This window comes from Herbiconiux sp. FW305-C-125, assembly GCF_058783455.1.
Window position 1 is genome coordinate 954515 of sequence record NZ_JBYSYO010000001.1, and the last position, 17083, is coordinate 971597.

The window sequence follows — 17083 nt, forward strand, 5'->3', positions numbered from 1 at the left end:
CGACACATGGACTGGGGAAACATCTTCGGCAATGCCGTCGGCGAGATCATCAGCCCGACGACCGCGGCCTACGCGCTCGCCGCCATCGGTCTCGGCATCCACTTCGGCTACACGGGTCTGCTGAACTTCGGTCAGGCCGCGTTCCTGCTGATCGGCGCGTACGCCTTCGCCATCCCGACGCTCGCGGGTGCGCCGCTCATCGTCGCCATCCTCTGCGCGATCGTGTGCTCGGTGATCTTCGCGTTCATCCTGGGCATCCCGACGCTCCGGCTGAGAGCCGACTACCTGGCCATCGTCACGATCGCGGCGGCCGAGGTGGTGCGGTACATCGTCACCACGACGGGGCTCACCGACTTCACCGGCGCCGCGAACGGCCTCTCCGGGTTCAAGGGCACCTTCGCCGCCATCAACCCCATCCCGGAGGGCACCTACGGTTTCGGGCCGTTCGTCTACAACCAGTACGACTGGTGGGTGCGCATCGTCGGCTGGGTGCTCGTGGCGCTCGCGAGCGTTCTGGTGTGGCTGCTCATGCGGAGCCCCTGGGGCCGCGTGGTGAAGGGCATCCGTGAAGACGAGGATGCGGTGCGCTCGCTCGGCAAGAACGTGTACGCCTACAAGATGCAGGCCCTCATCATCGGTGGCGGTCTCGGCTCGATCGCCGGCATCATCTTCATCCTGCCCCGAGCGGTGCAGCCGGCGAACTACACCACCGGCCTCACCTTCTTCATCTGGACGATCATGCTCCTCGGCGGCGCGGCCACCATCTTCGGCCCGATCGTCGGTTCGATGATCTTCTGGGTCGTGCTCTCGCTCACCCAGGGCATCCTGTACGGCGCCATCGAGTCGGGCGCCCTGAGCTTCGTCTCGACCACCCAGGCGGGCCAGATCCGCTTCATCCTCGTGGGTGTCGCGCTGATGCTCCTCGTCATCTTCAGGCCGCAAGGCATCTTCGGAAACAAGAAGGAGCTGTCCTTCAGTGTCTAATCCAGAATCCGCCGCCGTCGTCTCCAGCCACCCGCTCGTCAAGGGCGAGGTGGGCCCCGGATGCGCGAAGGTCGACCCCATCGTCATCGCCGACCATGTGACGCGGCAGTTCGGCGGACTCAAGGCCGTCGACGTCGACCACCTCGAGATCCCGCGTGGGCAGATCACCGCCCTGATCGGCCCGAACGGTGCCGGTAAGACGACGATGTTCAACCTGCTCACCGGCTTCGACAAGCCCAACACCGGCACCTGGGAGTTCGACGGCACGTCGCTCGCGGGCGTACCGGCGTTCAAGGTGGCGCGCGCCGGCATGGTGCGCACCTTCCAGCTCACGAAGTCGCTCGGGCGCCTGTCGGTGCTGCAGAACATGCTGCTGGGCGCCACCGGCCAGAAGGGCGAGAAGCTCTTCGCGTCGCTGTTCAAGGGCATCTGGCGCAAGCAGGAGGAGGAGAACACGGCTCGCGCCGACGAGCTCCTCGCCCGCTTCAAGCTCGACGCCAAGCGCGAGGACTACGCGGCCTCCCTGTCCGGCGGCCAGCGGAAGCTCCTCGAGATGGCGCGCGCACTGATGTCGAACCCGCGCCTCATCATGCTCGACGAACCGATGGCGGGCGTGAACCCGGCGCTGACCCAGTCGCTGCTCGGGCACATCAAGAACCTGAAGTCCGACGGCACCACCGTGCTCTTCGTGGAGCACGACATGCACATGGTCACCCACATCTCCGACTGGGTGGTCGTCATGGCCGAGGGCCGGGTGGTGGCCGAGGGCCCGCCCGAGACGGTCATGAAAGACCCCGCCGTGATCGACGCCTATCTCGGCGCGCACCACGACGAAGACCTGGGCGACCTGATGGAAGACGGCCCGAACCCCGTGCTCGAGGCCGAGCGCAAGGCGCATGAAGCGCATCCGGAGGCCGGCGAATCCGGCTACGGCGAGGAGAAGTCATGACCGACGAGAACCCGAACGAGAAGAACGCCGAGACGAACCTGCTCGCCGAGGAGTCGTCTGCGCCGCAGCGCGCCACCCACACGCTCGCACCCACTGACCGGGGCGAGGCCGTGCTGAAGACGGAAGACCTCGTGGGCGGCTACTTGCCCGGCGTGAACATCCTGAACGGCTGCACGATCGAGGCCTACCCGGGCGAGCTCATCGGCATCATCGGCCCGAACGGCGCCGGCAAGTCGACGGTGCTGAAGGCGATCTTCGGGCAGATCAGGATCCGTGGCGGCCGCGTGCTGCTGAAGGGCGAGGACATCACCGGCCTCAAGGCCAACAAGCTCGTCTCCAAGGGCGTCGGCATGGTGCCGCAGAACAACAACGTCTTCCCGAGCCTCACCATCGAGGAGAACCTCGAGATGGGGCTGTTCCAGAAGCCGTCGATCTTCGCCGAGCGGTTCGACTTCGTCACCACCCTGTTCCCCGAGCTCGGCAAGCGGCGCAAGCAGCGGGCGGGCTCGCTCTCGGGCGGTGAACGCCAGATGGTGGCCATGGGGCGCGCCCTCATGATGGAGCCCTCGGTGCTGCTGCTCGACGAGCCGTCCGCCGGTCTCTCCCCCGTCCGGCAGGACGAGACGTTCATGCGGGTGCACCAGATCAACCGCGCCGGCGTCTCCGTCATCATGGTGGAGCAGAACGCCCGGCGCTGCCTGCAGATCTGCGACCGCGCCTACGTGCTCGACCAGGGCCGCGATGCCTACACCGGCACCGGCCGCGAGCTGATGAAAGACCCGAAGGTGATCGAACTGTACCTGGGCACGCTCGCCGCCGATCAGGGGCACTGACACCGCCAGTTGTGACTCAGATGAGGTATTCTCATCTGATGCTCGACACCGCTCCCCTGCTCTCCACCGCCGACCCGTACGAGTTGCGCGCCTACCGCCGTGGGTGCGCCCGCGTGAGCGGTCCGCCGGTGCGGGTGCGGCCCTGCCTCGGCGGGGTGAGTTACACGGCCCTGATGACGGTGTCGGCGGCCCTGACGGTTGCTCTCGCCTCCACAGGGGCGGATGCACGGCTGATCGCCCTCGGGGCGGCGCTCAGCGCCGGGGCGGCGGTCGGTGCCCTCGTCTGCGCCCGGGCCACCGCGGCGCGCACCTGTCTGCTGGAGTACCGTCTCGCCGCCTTCGCGGCCCGCAACGGCCTCGTCTACGAGCGCGGGGCCGACGAGCCGAGCCTACCCGGGCTGCGCTTCTCCGACGGCGGTGGCCGGGCGCTGCGGCGGTTCCGTGGCGAGATCGCGGGGGCATACGTCGAGGCGGGCAACTACCGGCACGCCGATGGCACCGTCTCCGGGTACCTGCTCACCCCGTCACGGATGGAGATCGTCGATCCGTTCGACTTCTCGTCGCCGGCCGAGTGGCATCGCGCCTGGTGGCTGCTGTCGGCGTAGCCGGCGTGCGCCCGGTGCCGTGAACGCAGAAGGCCCGGCACCCTCCGAGGAGGGGCCGGGCCTCGTGTGCGAGGAGACTACTTCGCGAGCGAACCGAACTCGACGTTCAGCGGCGCGTAGGTGTTGTCCTTGCCGTACTGGTAGATACCGATGTAGGCCTCGGTCGGGTCACCGTTGTCATCGAAGGTGATGGGTCCGGAGACGCCGTCGTAGTCGATGTCGGTGCCGGCGGCCAGCAGGTCGGCGCACTCCGCGAACGAGGTGCACTTCGTGCCGCCCTCGGAGACCGCCTTCATGTTGGCCTGGATGGTCGGGCCATCCGTGGCGCCACCGGCGACGGCGGCGAGCGCCATCAGGTTGACCGCGTCGTACGACTCGGCGCCGTAGCTGAAGTCGGTCAGGTCGGGGTTCACACCGAGCAGCTTCGCCTTGAACGCGTCGTCGGCGAGAACGCCGGGGAGCGTGCCCTTGGCGCAGTTCAGGGTGCCCTCGTCGAAGTCGGCCGAGTAGTCGGCCAGGTTGCCGTCGACGAAGTAGACCTTGCTGCCGTCGTAGCCCTTGGTGCCCACGAGCTCGGGGATGATGACCTTCGTCTGGTCGAAGGCGATCAGCGCGATGGCGTCGGGGTCTTCGGCCAGCACGGCGTCGATCTGCGAGGAGAACTGGCTGTCACCCTCGTTGAACGCCTCGGACGCCACGACGGTGCCGCCGGCGTTCTCGATGGCGGTCGAGACGTTCTGCTCGAGGCCCGAGCCGTACGCGTCGTTGAGGTAGATGATGCCCACGTTCGTGGCGCCGTCGCCCACCATCAGGTTGCCGAGCACGCGGCCCTGCAGCACGTCGGAGGGGGCGGTGCGGAAGTAGTACCCGCCGTCGGCGTAGGTCGAGAAGTCGGGCGAGGTGTTCGCCGGCGAGACCTGGACGACCTTCGCACCCGTCACCTGGTCGATGAAGGTGAACGAGACACCCGACGACGCGGCGCCGACGATGCCCGAGACACCCTGGCTCAGCAGGTCGGTGGCCGACTGCGTCGCGATGTCGGTGGTGGTGTCGCCGGAGTCGCGGTGGATGACCTCGACGTTGCCGCCCAGCACACCAGGAGCCGAGGCGTTGATCTCGTCGACAGCCAGGTCGACACCGGCGATCTCGGGCGGGCCGAGGAACGCGAGGCTACCCGTGGTGGGCAGGATCGAGCCGATCTTCAGCTTCGTGTCGCGGCTCTGCGCCGCCTCGGGCTTGACGGCCGTGATGTCGGCCGCTGCGGTGGCCGCATCGGGGCCGCACAGTGCTGCGGCTGCTGTGGTCTCTCCGCCGTCGGTGGAAGGAGTCGACGCGCAGGATGCCAGCAGAAGAGCCGTGGCACTGAACGCGGCGACACCCGCAACGATCGACAGGGGCTTCGAGCGCGAGGCCGTGGCCTTCGCAAATACGCTCATGGTGCTCCTTTTGTGAATATGTGCAGTTCTCGGCGAATTCGAAGAATTGCCGTGGATTCACGCTATGCGGCATTGCGCCACGGAACAATACGTTCGTGTTACAGGCACGTAACACGGGCAAATCGTTACCTCCCGGTGATGTGAGCGCGCTCTCAGCGGCGCAGGCCGAGCATCCGGAGCGCCCCCGCGGCGGGAGCCGTCGCATCCGTCGTGAGCTGACCGGTGACACCGGAATAGCGGATGCCTCCGGGCGCCTTCAGGCCCGCGAGGCACTCGCCGTAGCTCGAACAGGCGAGCTCCCCACCGGTCACGGCGGGCAGGAACGCCGCGACCGACGCACGTCCGTCGTCCCCGGCCGCCTGCGCGGCGAGCGCGATGAGCACCGTGGCGTCGTAGCTCTCGGCGGCGTAGCGGGTGTCGGTGAGCGCCGGATCGGAGGAACGGAGCCGGGCGGCGAACGCGTCGTCGACTGCGACCGGCGGGGCGACCGCCGAGAGCGCCGGGATGCCTGCCGTGGCGGCGGCCGCATCCGCCGCGTCGACGAGACCGGGAACGTGCGGGCCGACGATGGCGTCGACCCCGCGGCCGGCGAACGCGGCGACGGCGTCGGCGGCGCGCGTGCTCGAGGTGTCGCCGGCGTCGGCGTGCACAACGATCACCGAGGCGTGCCGCACCCCGCCGGCTTCATCGATGTCGCGCGCCGCCAACTCGACGCCGGCGAGCGCGCCCGCGCCCCAGGCGGCGTCGGGACCGGTGAGCGGCACCAGCGCCCCGATGGTGAGCACGCCGTCGCCGGTCGGAATGGGCTGCGCCATCGACGCCACCGGGGTGGGTGTCGCCGGCGGCTCGGGCGACGCGGCAGCCACGCACGCAGCGAGCGCGAGAGGCGCGCCTGCACACAGCATCGCGAGGGCGAGGACACGGGCGGCCCTGCCGCGGGCTCGGCGATGGGGGTGGGTCATGCTCGCCTCAGACTACCGCTGCGGCTCGGCGTCGCCCTCCGCGGCGCGCGATCCGCGGGCGGCGCGCACCATGTCGACGATGAGGATGGCGAGCGACAGCCACACGATCGCGAAGCCCACCCAGCGCGCGACCGGCATGGGCTCGTGCAGGATGAACACCCCGATCACGAACTGCAGGATCGGCACGATGAACTGCACGAACCCCACGTAGACGAGCGGCAAGCGCCGCGTCGACGCGGCGAACAGCAGCAACGGGATCGCGGTCGCGACGCCGGCGGAGACGAGGATGAGCGTGTGCCACACACCCACCGTGCCGAAGACGAGGCCGGTGGTCTGGCTCACCACGACGACCTGAACCACCGCCACGGGTGCGATCCAGAGCGACTCGAGGGTGAGGCCGCTGACCGCATCGACCCGCGGGCCGACGTGCTTCTTCACCAGTCCGTAGGTGCCGAACGAGGCGGCGAGCACGAGCGCGATCCAGGGCACGCTGCCGTGACCCACGGTGAGCACGACCACGGCGATCGCACTGACGGCGATGGCGGCCCACTGCATCCGCCGCAGCCGCTCGCGCAGCACGAGCACGCCGAGGAGCACCGTGGCGATCGGGTTGATGAAGTAGCCGAGCGACGTCTCGACGACCTGACCGCCCAGCGTGCCGATGATGTAGGTCTGCCAGTTGACGTAGATCAGGGCGCCGGCCAGGCCCATCCACAGCAGCAGCCGCGGCTGGCGCGCTATCGCGATGAACGGCTGCCAGGCGCGGGTGACCGTGAGCAGCACCGCGCAGAACGCGAGCGAGAACAGGATGCGCCAGGCGACGATCTCGAACGCGCCGGCCGGCCGCATCAGCAGGAAGTAGAGGGGGAACACGCCCCAGAGCACGTAGGCGATGACGGCGTAGATGAGCCCGGTGCGGAAGCGCTCGGAGGCCGAACCCGCGATGGCGGGGTTCGGTGCGGGCGTCACCGCGTCACTCTACTCCGGCGGATGCGCCTCATCGCGCGGCACCGTTCGCGGCAGACAGAGAACCCGGGCGGCCGAGGCCGCCCGGGTTCCGGGAACTGCTGGGTCGTGCCGACTAGCGGACGACGACCGCGAGCACGTCGCGAGCCGAGAGCACCAGGAAGTCCTCACCGGCGTACTTCACCTCGGTTCCGCCGTACTTGGAGTAGATGACCTTGTCGCCGACAGCGACGTCGAGCGGAACGCGGTTGCCGTTGTCGTCGATGCGGCCGGGGCCGACGGCGACGACTTCGCCCTCCTGCGGCTTCTCCTTGGCGGTGTCAGGGATGACGAGACCGGAAGCAGTGGTCTGCTCAGCTTCGACCTGCTTGATGACGATGCGATCCTCGAGCGGCTTGATGGAGACCGACACGGTTGACCTCTTCTTTCTCAGTTTCAAAACGTCTGGGTTAGCACCCTCACACCGAGAGTGCTAATCCGAGTTTAGGGCTGTTCCTGGCACTCGCGCAACGTGAGTGCCAGTGCTGTGCTGGTTGCGGTGCGGCCCGGCCTTCGCTCGGGCTGCCCGGCAACCAGCACAGTAAGCTAGCCCAGTGGATTCGGGCGAGCTCGCGGTACTGCTGACGCCCGAGGGGCTTCGGTTGCTCGACTCGCTGCCGCTGTACTCGGCGGGTGGATCGGTGCAGCAGGTGTCGGCGCTGCGCAAGGCGGGGCATCCCCCCGAGCTGGTGGCCGCCGTGCTGACGCAGGCGCGGCTGCGCGAGAAGGCCCGCGCCAAGTTCGGGGCCTTCGCCGAGCGCTTGCTCTACACGCCGGCCGGGCTCGAGCAGGCGACGCGACTGAAGGTCGCCGCTCTGCACGCGGGCCGCTTCCGCGACGCCGGGATCGGCGGCGCCGACCCGAGCGCCGGCCCGGGCGCCGGGCGCATCGCCGACCTCGGCTGCGGCATCGGCGCCGACGCGCTGGCAATGGCCGCCCTCGACCTTCCGGTCGTCGCCGTCGAGCGCGACGAGGTCACGGCCGCCGTCGCCGCCTACAATCTCGCCGGTTTCCCGACGGCCGAGGTGGTGCTCGGCGACGCCGAGACGTTCCCCCTCGACGACGTCGCCGCCGTCTACCTCGACCCCGCCCGCCGCACTGCCGGCACGGCTAACACCCGGCGCCTCACCCGCCCGGAGGACTACTCCCCCACCATCGACTTCGCCTTCGGCCTGGCCGAGCGGATGCCCACCGGCATCAAACTCGGGCCTGGCTTCGACCGCTCGGCCATCCCCGCCGCTGCCGAGGCGCAGTGGGTGTCGGTCGACGGGCAGGTGGTCGAGCTGGGGCTGTGGTTCGGGGCGCTGGCACGGCCGGGCATCCGTCGCTCCGCGCTCGTCCTCGACGACTCGGGAGCGGCCGAGCTGAGCGCCGAGGCCGACAGCGCCGACCTGCCGACCCGCGAGCTCGGCGAATACCTGTACGAACCGGATGGCGCCGTCATCCGCGCCCGCCTGATCGGCGCCCTCGGCGAGCGTCTCGGTGCGGGGATGCTGTCCCGCGACATCGCCTACCTCACCGGCGACGAGCTGGTCGCCACCCCGTTCGCCGACGCCTTCCGCGTGCGCGAACGGCTGCCGGCCGGCGAGGCGCAGCTGAAGAGAGCGCTGCGCGAGCGGCGCATCGGCACCCTCGAGATCAAGAAGCGCGGCATCGACGTCGATCCCGCCGCCCTGCGGACGCGTCTCGGCCTGAAAGGGCCGGAGGCCGCCACCCTCATCCTCACCCGCGTGGCCGGAGCGCACGAGGCGCTGCTGGTCGACCGGGTGGCCGGATGAGGGTGACGGCCTCCTGAGGCGCGTCACCAGGCTGCTCAGTAGCTCGAGTACATCGCTCCCGAGCCGGCGGCGGCCACGATCACCACGATGAAGATGATGTAGGCGATGATGCCGAGCACCCACAGCCCCGTGAAGACGTAGGACAGGATGAGGCCGGCCTTGGCGAGCCCGCGGCCCGACTCGCCGGTGCGGTCGATCTGCTTCAGCGAGATGTGGCCCGTCACGATGCCGGCGACCGAGAACACGAAGGCCAGGATGATCGTGACGATGGCGAGGGTGTTCATGGGCGGCGTGGCAGCCGGCGCGTAGCCGTAGTACGGCTGCTGCCCGGGCTGCTGGTAGCCGGGAGGCGGCGCCTGGCCGTAACCCGGGGCGGGCGGCGGGGTCTGGTAGCCCGCGGCCGGCGGCTGCTGGTACCCGCCGGGGGCCGGCTGCTGATAGCCGCCGGGAGCAGGCTGCTGGTACCCGCCCGGCGCCGGGGGCGTCTGGTAGCCACCGGTGGGCGGCTGTGGTGCCGCCGGCGCACCGTACGCGGGAGCACTGGGCGCGGGCGGCGGCGAGTACGCGGGAGCGGCGGGCGCCGCCGGGGGTGCCGGCGGCACCGGCGGGGCCGGCGGAACGCTCCCGGTCTCGGGCGGCGTCACGGGCGGAGTGACCGGCTCGCCGGCCTCAGGGGTGGGGTTGTTCGTGTCGCTCACGGAGAACGCCCTTCTGTTCGGGCCGTTGCCGGCCGCTTTCTGCGATCGTGGAACCAGCGTACGGGCAGACGCCTGCGCGCCGCCCGTGCGGACGGCTCAGTACGTGGTGACGGTGGTGTTCGCGGCCACGATCGCGATCGACACGATGATGAGGATGATGCCGATCACGAGCTCCACCGCGCCGATGATGATGCCGGCGATTGCGAGGCCGCGGCCGGCCTCCCCGGTCTTCTTGATCTGGTTGAGGCCGATCGCGCCGAGGATGATCGCGATCACGGTGAAACCGAGGATGGAGATCACCAGCGAGACGATGGCGAGCACGTTCGTCTTGCGGGCGACGGGTGCGGGCGTGTACGCGGGCGTGGGTTCGGTCACGGGGGCTCCAATGTCGTGGGAAACGATGACGGCACTATCGTGGCAGGGCCGATGAGAAAGTGTCAATGAGCCCCGTCACACGAGGTCGCTCCGGTGCTGCTTCGGGCTCGCGGCAGGCGCTCAGCGCATCTGGATCTCGGTGACCGGCAGCGTCGAATCCGCGCCGAACCCGAGGTCGGAGGGCGCGTGGCCAGCGCCGATCAGCTGCGCCCCGAGCGCGGCGATCATCGCCCCGTTGTCGGTGCAGAGCGACAGCGGCGGGATGCGCAGGCTCACGCTCTGGGCATCCGCTCGCTCGGCGGCCACCTCGCGCACGCGTGCGTTCGCCACCACCCCGCCACCGAGCAGCAGCCGCGGGATGCCGAAGTCGGCACAGGCCCGGAAGGCCTTGGTGAGCAGCACGTCGACGACCGCCTCGCGGAAGCTGGCCGCGACATCCGCCACCGGGATCGGCTCCCCCGCGTCGGCGGCGCGTTCGACCCACCGGGCGACCGCCGTCTTGAGGCCCGAGAACGAGAAGTCGTAGCGGTGCTTCTCGAGCTCTTTGGCCTGCATCAGTCCGCGGGGGAAGCGGATGGCGTCGGGGTCGCCGCCGAGAGCGGCCCGGTCGATCTGCGGGCCGCCCGGGTAGGGCAGGCCGAGCACGCGCGCCACCTTGTCGAAGGCCTCGCCGGCGGCGTCGTCGATGGTCTCGCCGAGGAGCTCGACGTCGTCGACCAGGTCGCGCACGAGGAGGAGCGAGGTGTGACCACCCGAGACGAGCAGGGCGATGGTCGGGTACTCGAGCGACTCGGCCGCGAGCACGTCGGCGCCGACGTGACCCACCAGGTGGTTGACCGCGTAGAGCGGTTTTCCTGTGGCGACGGCGAGGGCTTTCGCGGCTCCGACGCCCACCATGAGGGCACCGGCGAGCCCGGGGCCGCTCGTCACGGCGATGGCGTCGATGTCGCTGAGCCCGAGGCCGGCCTCGGCGAGCGCGGCCTGGAGGGTCGGGTTCATCGCCTCGAGGTGGGCGCGCGCCGCGACTTCGGGCACCACGCCGCCGTAGCGGGCGTGTTCGTCCATCGACGACGCGATCACGTTGGCCAGCAGGGTCGAGCCGCGCACGATGCCCACGCCGGTCTCGTCGCAGGAGGTCTCGATGCCGAGCACCACGGGTTCGGCCGCGTTCATCGGGAGTTCCCTTCTGCCGCGAGCGCCGCGCCCGGGGCGGACAGTTCGGCCCGCATCACGATCGCGTCCACCCCGTCGGGCTGGTAGTAGTCGGGCCGCACGGCGATGTCGGCGAAGCCGAGCGAGACGTAGAGCGCGTGCGCGACCGGGTTGTCGGCGCGCACCTCGAGAAACACCGTCTTCGCACGGCGGGTGGCCGCCTCGGCGAGGAGCCGCTGCATCAGCTGCCGCCCGAGCCCTCGGCCGCGTGCGCTCTCGGCGACGGCGATGGTCTGGATGTCGGCGTCAGCCACGCCGCTCGGGCAGAGCAGGCCGGCGTAGCCCGCGATCTCCGTGCTCGCGCCGTCCGCATCCAACCCCACCAGGTAGTAGCACTGCGGGCTCGCGAGCTCACGCCGCATCGAATCCCGCGACCAGGCGTCGTTCTCGAACGACGCCTCCTCGAGCGCCATGATGGCGTCGAGGTCGCCCTCGCCGGCCCGCCGCAGCTCCCAGCTCACGGGGTCACCCGCTTGCGGGGGCCCGGCATGGTGACGTCGGGCGAGCGCAGGTAGAGCGGCTCGCCGTACTCCTCCGCCGTGCCGCGCTGCTGGTGCAGGAGGGCGACGCGGGCGAGCGCGCCGGCGCTGACCTGGGTGGCGTCGATGCGCTCGAACTCGGGATACGGAACCTCGTCGGGCTTGCAGAGCGCCGGGCCGTCGGAACGCACCGGAGCGTCGTCGTCGAGGTCGTAGCTCGACCAGTAGACCTCGCGGCGGCGGGCATCCGTCACCACCAGGAGCGGACCGCGCGCACCGGCCGACCACTCCTCGAGCGCGACGGCGTCATGGCTGACCACCGAGAGCACGGGCCGGTCGATGCCGAGCGCGAATGCGCGGGCGGCCGCGATGCCGACCCGGAGGCCCGTGAACGGCCCCGGCCCCATGCCCGCGACGACGGTGCGGATGCGCGCCGGGGGCACCCCGGCGTCGTCGAGCACCCCCGCGATCATCTCCCCGATCACCTCGGCGTGGCGCATGGTGTCCTCGGTGGAGCGCTCGGCGAGCACCATCTCGCCATCGGCCACGGCGACCGAGGTTCCGGCGGAGGTATCGATGGCGAGGAACACACATCGAGCCTAACGCGGCCCGCGCGCCGCCCAGCGCCCCGCGGGGTCGCGCAAAGTGTTCTTTCCAGCGGTTGGGGTAGCCCGTTTGCGCGACCCCGCGAACGCGCTCAGACCCAGCGCGGGCCGGAGCCGTGGATGCGCACGGCGCGCGGTTCGATCGGCTCCTCCGCGGCGGCACCGGGGTCGGCGGCGGGGCCGCCGCCATGGGGGCGGTCGATCTCGATCGCGAGGTACGAGTCGGTCAGCGCCTCGATGAGGCCGGCGCCCCACTCCACCACCACCACCGAGTGCGCGAAGTCGATGTCGAGGTCGTCGAGCTCGAGCGCACTCCCCAGGCGGTAGGCGTCGACGTGCACGAGCGCCGGGCCGCCCGAGAGCGACGGATGCGTGCGCGCCAGCACGAAGGTCGGGCTCGTCACCGGCCCCCGCACGTCGAGCCCGTCACCGAGCCCGCGGGTGAACGTCGTCTTGCCCGCCCCGAGGTCGCCCGAGAGCAGCACCACGTCGCCCGCGCGGAGGAGCGCCGCCACCCGCCGCCCGAGCGCGTGCATCTCCTCTGGCGTCGCCACCTCGAGCTCGGGTTCGAGGCCGGCCACGGCGCCCCGCGCATCCGTCACGATCCGGACTCCGGAGTGGGCGCCGACGCGGCGTCCCGGTGCTCACCGCGGTACACGCGTTCGACGCGCGCGCCGACCCGCGCGACGATCTCGTCGCCGATGGTGTCGGCGTAGCCGGCCCAGTCCTCCGCCGTCGGCTCGCCGTCGTCGCCCTCACCGAACACGATCACCTCGTCCCCGGCGGAGACCTCGTCGTCGCCCACGTCGACGACGAACTGGTCCATCGCGATGCGCCCGGCGATCGGGTAGCGGCGCCCGTTGATCCAGACCTCGCCGCGGCCGGTCGCGACCCGCGGGATGCCGTCGGCGTAGCCGAGCGGCACCAGCGCCAGCGTCGACTCCCGCGCGGTGCGGTACACCAGCCCGTAGGAGATGCCGTGGCCGGCCGGAACGCGCTTCGTCGAGACCACGGGCGCCCGCAGCGTCATCACCGGGCGGAGTCCGAGGTCACGCGCGGAACGGTCGTCGAACGGCGAGATGCCGTACGCAGCGATGCCGAAGCGCACGAGATCGAGCCGGGCTTCGGGCATCCGGATGCCCGCCGAACTCGCCGCGAGATGCAGCACCTCGAACCGTGCCCCCAGCTCCTCGGCCACCGCGACGGCACGGCGCAGCCGGCCCAGCGCGACCTCGTCGTCCGCCGGCGAGGCGTCGGCCAGGTGCGACCACGCGGCGTGCAACCGCACGGCCCCGCGCCGGTCGTGCTCCAGCGCGGCAGTGACGAGCCCGGGCCAGTCCTCCTCGGTGGCGCCGTTGCGGCTCAGCCCGGTGTCGACCTTGAGGTGCACGCGCGGCGCGCGCGATGCCCCGGCCGCCGCGATCGCGTCCAGCTGCCAGACGGCCGAGATGCCGAGATCGATGTCGGCCTCCGCGGCGTCGCCGAACAGCGCGTCGGGGTCGTGCATCCAGGCGAAGATCGGCGCCGTGATACCGGCCTCGCGCAGCACGAGCGCGGCCGGGATGTCGAGCACCGCCAGCGAGGTCGCGCCCGCCTCGAGCGCCGCCCGGGCCAGGGGGATCATGCCGTGCCCGTACGCGTCGGCCTTCACGGCCAGCATCGTCGCGGCCGGCTGCGCCAGCTCCGAGAGGGTGCGCACGTTGTGCCGGAACGCGTCGAGGTCGATCACGGCCTCGCGCCGGGGAGCCGCGCCGCTCATGCGCCGTACTCCCGGCGCACCCGGCCCCCGAGCCGCGTCACGATCTCGTAGTTGATGGTGCCGGCCGCTTCGGCCCAGTCGTCCGCGCTCGGGTAGCCCTCGGCGGGGTCGCCGAAGAGCACCACCCGGTCGCCCACCTGCGCCTCGAGCGACCCGAGGTCGACCACGAACTGGTCCATGGCCACACGGCCGACGATCGGATGCACGGCGCCACCGACCCACACGCTCCCCCGGTTGGACACGTGGCGGGCCACCCCGTCGGCGTAGCCGAGCGGCACGAGCCCGAGCCAGGTGTCGGCGGCGGCGCGGTAGGTGTAGCCGTACGAGACGCCGGTGCCGGCGGCGACGCGTTTCACCGAGATCAGCCGGCTCTCCACCCGCAGCGCCGGGCGCAGACCGAGCTCGGCCGAATCCGTGCCCTCGAAGGGCGAGAGGCCGTACATCCCGATGCCCAGACGCACGAGATCGAGCCGCGTGGCCGGCAGCCGCAGGGCGCCGGCGGTCGAGGCCAGGTGCCGCACCGACGGGTCGAGACCGAGGCTGCGCGCGATGACGGTGGCCTCCTCGAAAGCCGCCAGTTGCGCGAGGTCGTCGTCATCGCTTGCGTTCGAGAGGTGGCTGAACAGCCCGTCGACCAGGATGCGCCGGTTCGCGACCGCGTCGCGCGCCGCCTGGAACACCGGCTCCCACTCCGACCGCTCGACGCCGTTTCGGCCGAGCCCGGTGTCGACCTTGAGGTGCACGCGGGCCGGCCGGGCCGACGTGCCCGCCGCGGCGGCGCGCTCGAGCTGCAGCCGGCTGCTCACCCCGACGGCGATGTCGTTCTCGACGGCTTCCCCGAACTCCGGGTCGTGCCCGTGCAACCACGCGAGCACCGGCGCGGCGATCCCCACCCGCCGCAGGGCGACGCCCTCCGCCACGTCGGCGACGCCGAGCCAGGTCGCGCCGCCCTCGAGCGCCGCGCGAGCGGCGGGCGCGGCGCCGTGGCCGTAGCCGTCGGCCTTCACCACGGCCATCACAGCGGCCGGAGCGACGAGCGACCGCACGTGCGCGACGTTCGCACTGATCGCCTCGGTGTCGACGATCGCGCGCCGCAGCGCGGGAACCGACGCTCCCGCGTGACGGGCTCCGGATGCCTCGGCCGACTCGACGACGCCCATCACGCCTCGCCCGACTCGGCCACGACGAACGCCACCGCCGTGCCGCCGTCATGGGTCATGCTGAGATGCAGCCGGGTCGCGCCGATCGCGGCGAGCGCCTCGGCCACCCCGCCCGAGACGGCGAACTCCGGGTTGCGGTGCTCGTTCGACACCACCGTCATGTCGTGCCAGCGGAACTCGGTGGAGTGCCCGACGGCCTTGATCAGCGCCTCTTTCGCGGCGAAGCGGGCCGCGAGCGACCGCACCGGGAGCATCCGTTCGCTGGGAGCGAACAAGCGGTCGCGCAGTCGTGGCGTCTTCGAGAGCGCACGCTCGAACCGCGCGATCTCGACGAGATCGACCCCGACTCCGACGATCACGGCGGCCTACTCGACCGTGACGGACTTCGCCAGGTTGCGCGGTTGGTCGACGTCGAGGCCCTTGGCGGTCGCGAGCTCCATCGCGAACAGCTGCAGCGGGATGACCGTGAGCAGCGGCTCGAACAGGGGCGCGGCGAGCGGGATGCGGATGACCTCGTCGGCGAACGGCAGCACCGCCACGTCGCCCTCCTCGGCGATGGCGAGGATGCGCGCCCCGCGGGCCCGGATCTCCTGGATGTTCGAGACCACCTTCGCGTGCAGCGAGTTGGGGTCGCGCGGCGAGGGCACCACGACGAACACGGGCTGGCCCGGCTCGATCAACGCGATCGGGCCGTGCTTGAGCTCGCCGGCGGCGAACCCCTCCGCGTGGATGTAGGCGAGCTCCTTGAGCTTCAGCGCGCCTTCGAGCGCGATCGGGTACCCGACGTGCCGGCCGAGGAAGAGCACGGCGCGGGTGTCGGACATCCACTTGGCCAGCTGGGAGATCTCGGGGGCGCTCGTCAGCACCTTGGCGATCTTCTCGGGGATCGCCTGCAATTCCTTCAGCTGCGCGGCACCGACCGTCGCGTCGAGTTCGCCGCGCACCCGCGCGAGGTGCAGGCCGAACAGGTACAGCGCGGTGATCTGCGCCACGAACGCCTTCGTCGAGGCGACGGCCACCTCGGGGCCGGCGTGCGTGTAGACGACGGCATCGGATTCGCGGGCGATGGTGGCACCCTGCGTGTTGCAGATGGAGAGGGTGCGGGCGCCGTTCGCGATGGCGTACTTCACGGCCATCAGCGTGTCCATGGTCTCGCCCGACTGGCTGATCGACACCACGAGGGTGCGCGGCGTGAGCACCGGCTCCCGGTAGCGGAACTCGTGCGAGAGCTCCACCTCCACCGGGATGCGCGCCCACTTCTCGATGGCGTACTTGCCGAGCAGTCCCGAGTAGCTCGCGGTGCCGCAGGCGATGATGATCACGCGGTCGATGTCGCGCAGCGTCTCGTCGAGGTCCTCGAGTTCGGGCAGGACGACCTGGCCGTCGTGCACCCGCCCGAGGATGGTGTTGGCCACCGCTTCGGGCTCCTCGCTGATCTCCTTCGCCATGAAGCTCGACCAGCCGCCCTTCTCGGCGGCCGCCGCATCCCACGACACCTCGAACTCGTGCGTCTCGACCGGCGCGCCGTCGAAGTCGGTCACGGTCACCGTGTCGGGGGTGATCACGACGATCTGGTCCTGCCCGATCGCCACGGCGCGGTGCGTGTGCTCGACGAAGGCGGCCACGTCGGAGCCGAGGAAGTTCTCGCCCTCGCCGAGCCCGATCACGAGCGGCGAGTTGCGGCGGGCGCCCACCACGACGCCCGGCTCGTCCTGGTGCAGGGCGAGCAGCGTGAAGGCGCCGTCGAGGCGCGACACGACGCGGCCGAGCGCCGCGGGCAGGCCGTCGCCCACCTCGTACTCGCGGCCGAGCAGCTTGGCCGCGACCTCGGTGTCGGTCTCGCTGTCGAACACGAAGCCGTCGTCGAGCAGTTCCTGCTTGAGCGTGGCGAAGTTCTCGATGATGCCGTTGTGGATGAGCGCGATCCGGCCGTCTGCCGAGAGGTGCGGATGCGCGTTCCCGTCGGTCGGGCCGCCGTGCGTCGCCCAGCGGGTGTGCCCGATCCCGGTCTGCCCGTCGCTCATCGGATGCGCCGCGAGGTCGTCGGCGAGCACCGCCAGCTTGCCGGCGCGCTTGCGGGTGGAGAGGGTGCCGTCAGCGCCGATCACGGCGACGCCGGCCGAGTCGTAACCGCGGTACTCCAGCCGGCGCAGTCCGCCGAGGAGCACCTCGAGGCTGCTGTTGTTGCCGACGTATCCCACGATTCCACACATGCGGTCGAGTTTAGCCGAGCCCGACCGGGC

Annotated in this window: 19 protein-coding genes; 5 read left to right on the forward strand and 14 right to left on the reverse strand. The window is 71.0% G+C overall.

Features of this window, described 5'->3' with window-relative positions; genetic code table 11:
* Positions 1-6: 6 nt before the first annotated feature.
* From AC3WLB_RS04895 to AC3WLB_RS04910, 4 genes are read left to right on the forward strand one after another with little or no spacing between them, the layout of a single operon-like run.
* Positions 7-984: a branched-chain amino acid ABC transporter permease gene (locus AC3WLB_RS04895; RefSeq protein WP_022894880.1), complete on the forward strand. Its 978-nt coding sequence runs from the start codon at positions 7-9 to the stop codon at positions 982-984.
* A complete protein-coding gene (locus tag AC3WLB_RS04900) occupies positions 977-1933 on the forward strand; it encodes an ABC transporter ATP-binding protein (protein WP_492503809.1) in 957 nt (318 codons plus the stop codon). Before AC3WLB_RS04895 ends, AC3WLB_RS04900 begins: the two co-directional genes overlap by 8 nt.
* Entirely contained in the window at positions 1930-2766 is an 837-nt protein-coding gene (locus AC3WLB_RS04905; protein WP_022894878.1) for a branched-chain amino acid ABC transporter ATP-binding protein, read from the forward strand. The genes AC3WLB_RS04900 and AC3WLB_RS04905 overlap by 4 nt, the downstream gene beginning before the upstream one ends.
* 38 nt (positions 2767-2804) lie before the next feature.
* Positions 2805-3371 carry a hypothetical protein gene (locus AC3WLB_RS04910; protein ID WP_492503811.1) on the forward strand — a complete coding sequence of 189 codons (567 nt, stop codon included), beginning with the start codon at positions 2805-2807 and terminating at the stop codon, positions 3369-3371.
* 77 nt (positions 3372-3448) lie between these two features.
* On the opposite strand, the gene AC3WLB_RS04915 is transcribed toward AC3WLB_RS04910, so the two are convergent.
* From AC3WLB_RS04915 to groES, 4 genes are all read right to left on the reverse strand, one after another.
* On the reverse strand, positions 3449-4807 hold the full coding sequence (locus AC3WLB_RS04915) for an ABC transporter substrate-binding protein (RefSeq protein ID WP_492503813.1): 1359 nt from the start codon (positions 4805-4807) through the stop codon (positions 3449-3451).
* A gap of 152 nt (positions 4808-4959) precedes the next feature.
* On the reverse strand, positions 4960-5769 hold the full coding sequence (locus AC3WLB_RS04920) for an ABC transporter substrate-binding protein (RefSeq protein WP_492503815.1): 810 nt from the start codon (positions 5767-5769) through the stop codon (positions 4960-4962).
* A gap of 12 nt (positions 5770-5781) precedes the next feature.
* Complete coding sequence (gene rarD, locus AC3WLB_RS04925) at positions 5782-6738, reverse strand: EamA family transporter RarD (RefSeq protein WP_492503817.1); 957 nt, start codon at positions 6736-6738, stop codon at positions 5782-5784.
* 112 nt (positions 6739-6850) lie between these two features.
* Positions 6851-7147 carry a co-chaperone GroES gene (gene groES / locus AC3WLB_RS04930; protein ID WP_066041091.1) on the reverse strand — a complete coding sequence of 99 codons (297 nt, stop codon included), beginning with the start codon at positions 7145-7147 and terminating at the stop codon, positions 6851-6853.
* A gap of 181 nt (positions 7148-7328) precedes the next feature.
* Between groES and AC3WLB_RS04935 the strand changes: the two genes are divergently transcribed.
* Positions 7329-8552 carry a THUMP-like domain-containing protein gene (locus AC3WLB_RS04935; RefSeq protein ID WP_492503820.1) on the forward strand — a complete coding sequence of 408 codons (1224 nt, stop codon included), beginning with the start codon at positions 7329-7331 and terminating at the stop codon, positions 8550-8552.
* A gap of 35 nt (positions 8553-8587) precedes the next feature.
* On the opposite strand, the gene AC3WLB_RS04940 is transcribed toward AC3WLB_RS04935, so the two are convergent.
* From AC3WLB_RS04940 to glmS, 10 genes are all read right to left on the reverse strand, one after another.
* Entirely contained in the window at positions 8588-9250 is a 663-nt protein-coding gene (locus AC3WLB_RS04940; RefSeq protein ID WP_492503822.1) for a DUF4190 domain-containing protein, read from the reverse strand.
* 96 nt (positions 9251-9346) lie between these two features.
* Positions 9347-9625 (reverse strand): DUF4190 domain-containing protein, encoded by a 279-nt coding sequence (locus AC3WLB_RS04945; protein WP_492503824.1) that lies wholly within the window; start codon positions 9623-9625, stop codon positions 9347-9349.
* A gap of 120 nt (positions 9626-9745) precedes the next feature.
* Complete coding sequence (tsaD, locus tag AC3WLB_RS04950; RefSeq protein WP_492503826.1) at positions 9746-10798, reverse strand: tRNA (adenosine(37)-N6)-threonylcarbamoyltransferase complex transferase subunit TsaD; 1053 nt, start codon at positions 10796-10798, stop codon at positions 9746-9748.
* Positions 10795-11298: a ribosomal protein S18-alanine N-acetyltransferase gene (gene rimI, locus AC3WLB_RS04955; RefSeq protein ID WP_492503828.1), complete on the reverse strand. Its 504-nt coding sequence runs from the start codon at positions 11296-11298 to the stop codon at positions 10795-10797. The genes tsaD and rimI overlap by 4 nt, the downstream gene beginning before the upstream one ends.
* Positions 11295-11906: a tRNA (adenosine(37)-N6)-threonylcarbamoyltransferase complex dimerization subunit type 1 TsaB gene (tsaB, locus tag AC3WLB_RS04960; RefSeq protein ID WP_492503830.1), complete on the reverse strand. Its 612-nt coding sequence runs from the start codon at positions 11904-11906 to the stop codon at positions 11295-11297. The genes rimI and tsaB overlap by 4 nt, the downstream gene beginning before the upstream one ends.
* A gap of 107 nt (positions 11907-12013) precedes the next feature.
* Positions 12014-12523 carry a tRNA (adenosine(37)-N6)-threonylcarbamoyltransferase complex ATPase subunit type 1 TsaE gene (gene tsaE / locus AC3WLB_RS04965; RefSeq protein WP_492503832.1) on the reverse strand — a complete coding sequence of 170 codons (510 nt, stop codon included), beginning with the start codon at positions 12521-12523 and terminating at the stop codon, positions 12014-12016.
* The gene (gene alr / locus AC3WLB_RS04970) at positions 12520-13680 is read right to left on the reverse strand and encodes an alanine racemase (RefSeq protein ID WP_492503834.1); all 1161 of its coding nucleotides are present in this window, start codon (positions 13678-13680) and stop codon (positions 12520-12522) included. Before alr (AC3WLB_RS04970) ends, tsaE begins: the two co-directional genes overlap by 4 nt.
* Positions 13677-14840: an alanine racemase gene (gene alr / locus AC3WLB_RS04975; protein WP_492503836.1), complete on the reverse strand. Its 1164-nt coding sequence runs from the start codon at positions 14838-14840 to the stop codon at positions 13677-13679. Before alr (AC3WLB_RS04975) ends, alr (AC3WLB_RS04970) begins: the two co-directional genes overlap by 4 nt.
* On the reverse strand, positions 14840-15199 hold the full coding sequence (locus AC3WLB_RS04980; RefSeq protein ID WP_022898631.1) for a holo-ACP synthase: 360 nt from the start codon (positions 15197-15199) through the stop codon (positions 14840-14842). The genes alr (AC3WLB_RS04975) and AC3WLB_RS04980 overlap by 1 nt, the downstream gene beginning before the upstream one ends.
* A gap of 6 nt (positions 15200-15205) precedes the next feature.
* Positions 15206-17053, reverse strand: a complete 1848-nt coding sequence (glmS, locus tag AC3WLB_RS04985; protein ID WP_492503838.1) for a glutamine--fructose-6-phosphate transaminase (isomerizing) — start codon at positions 17051-17053, stop codon at positions 15206-15208.
* Between the last annotated feature and the right edge of the window lie 30 nt (positions 17054-17083).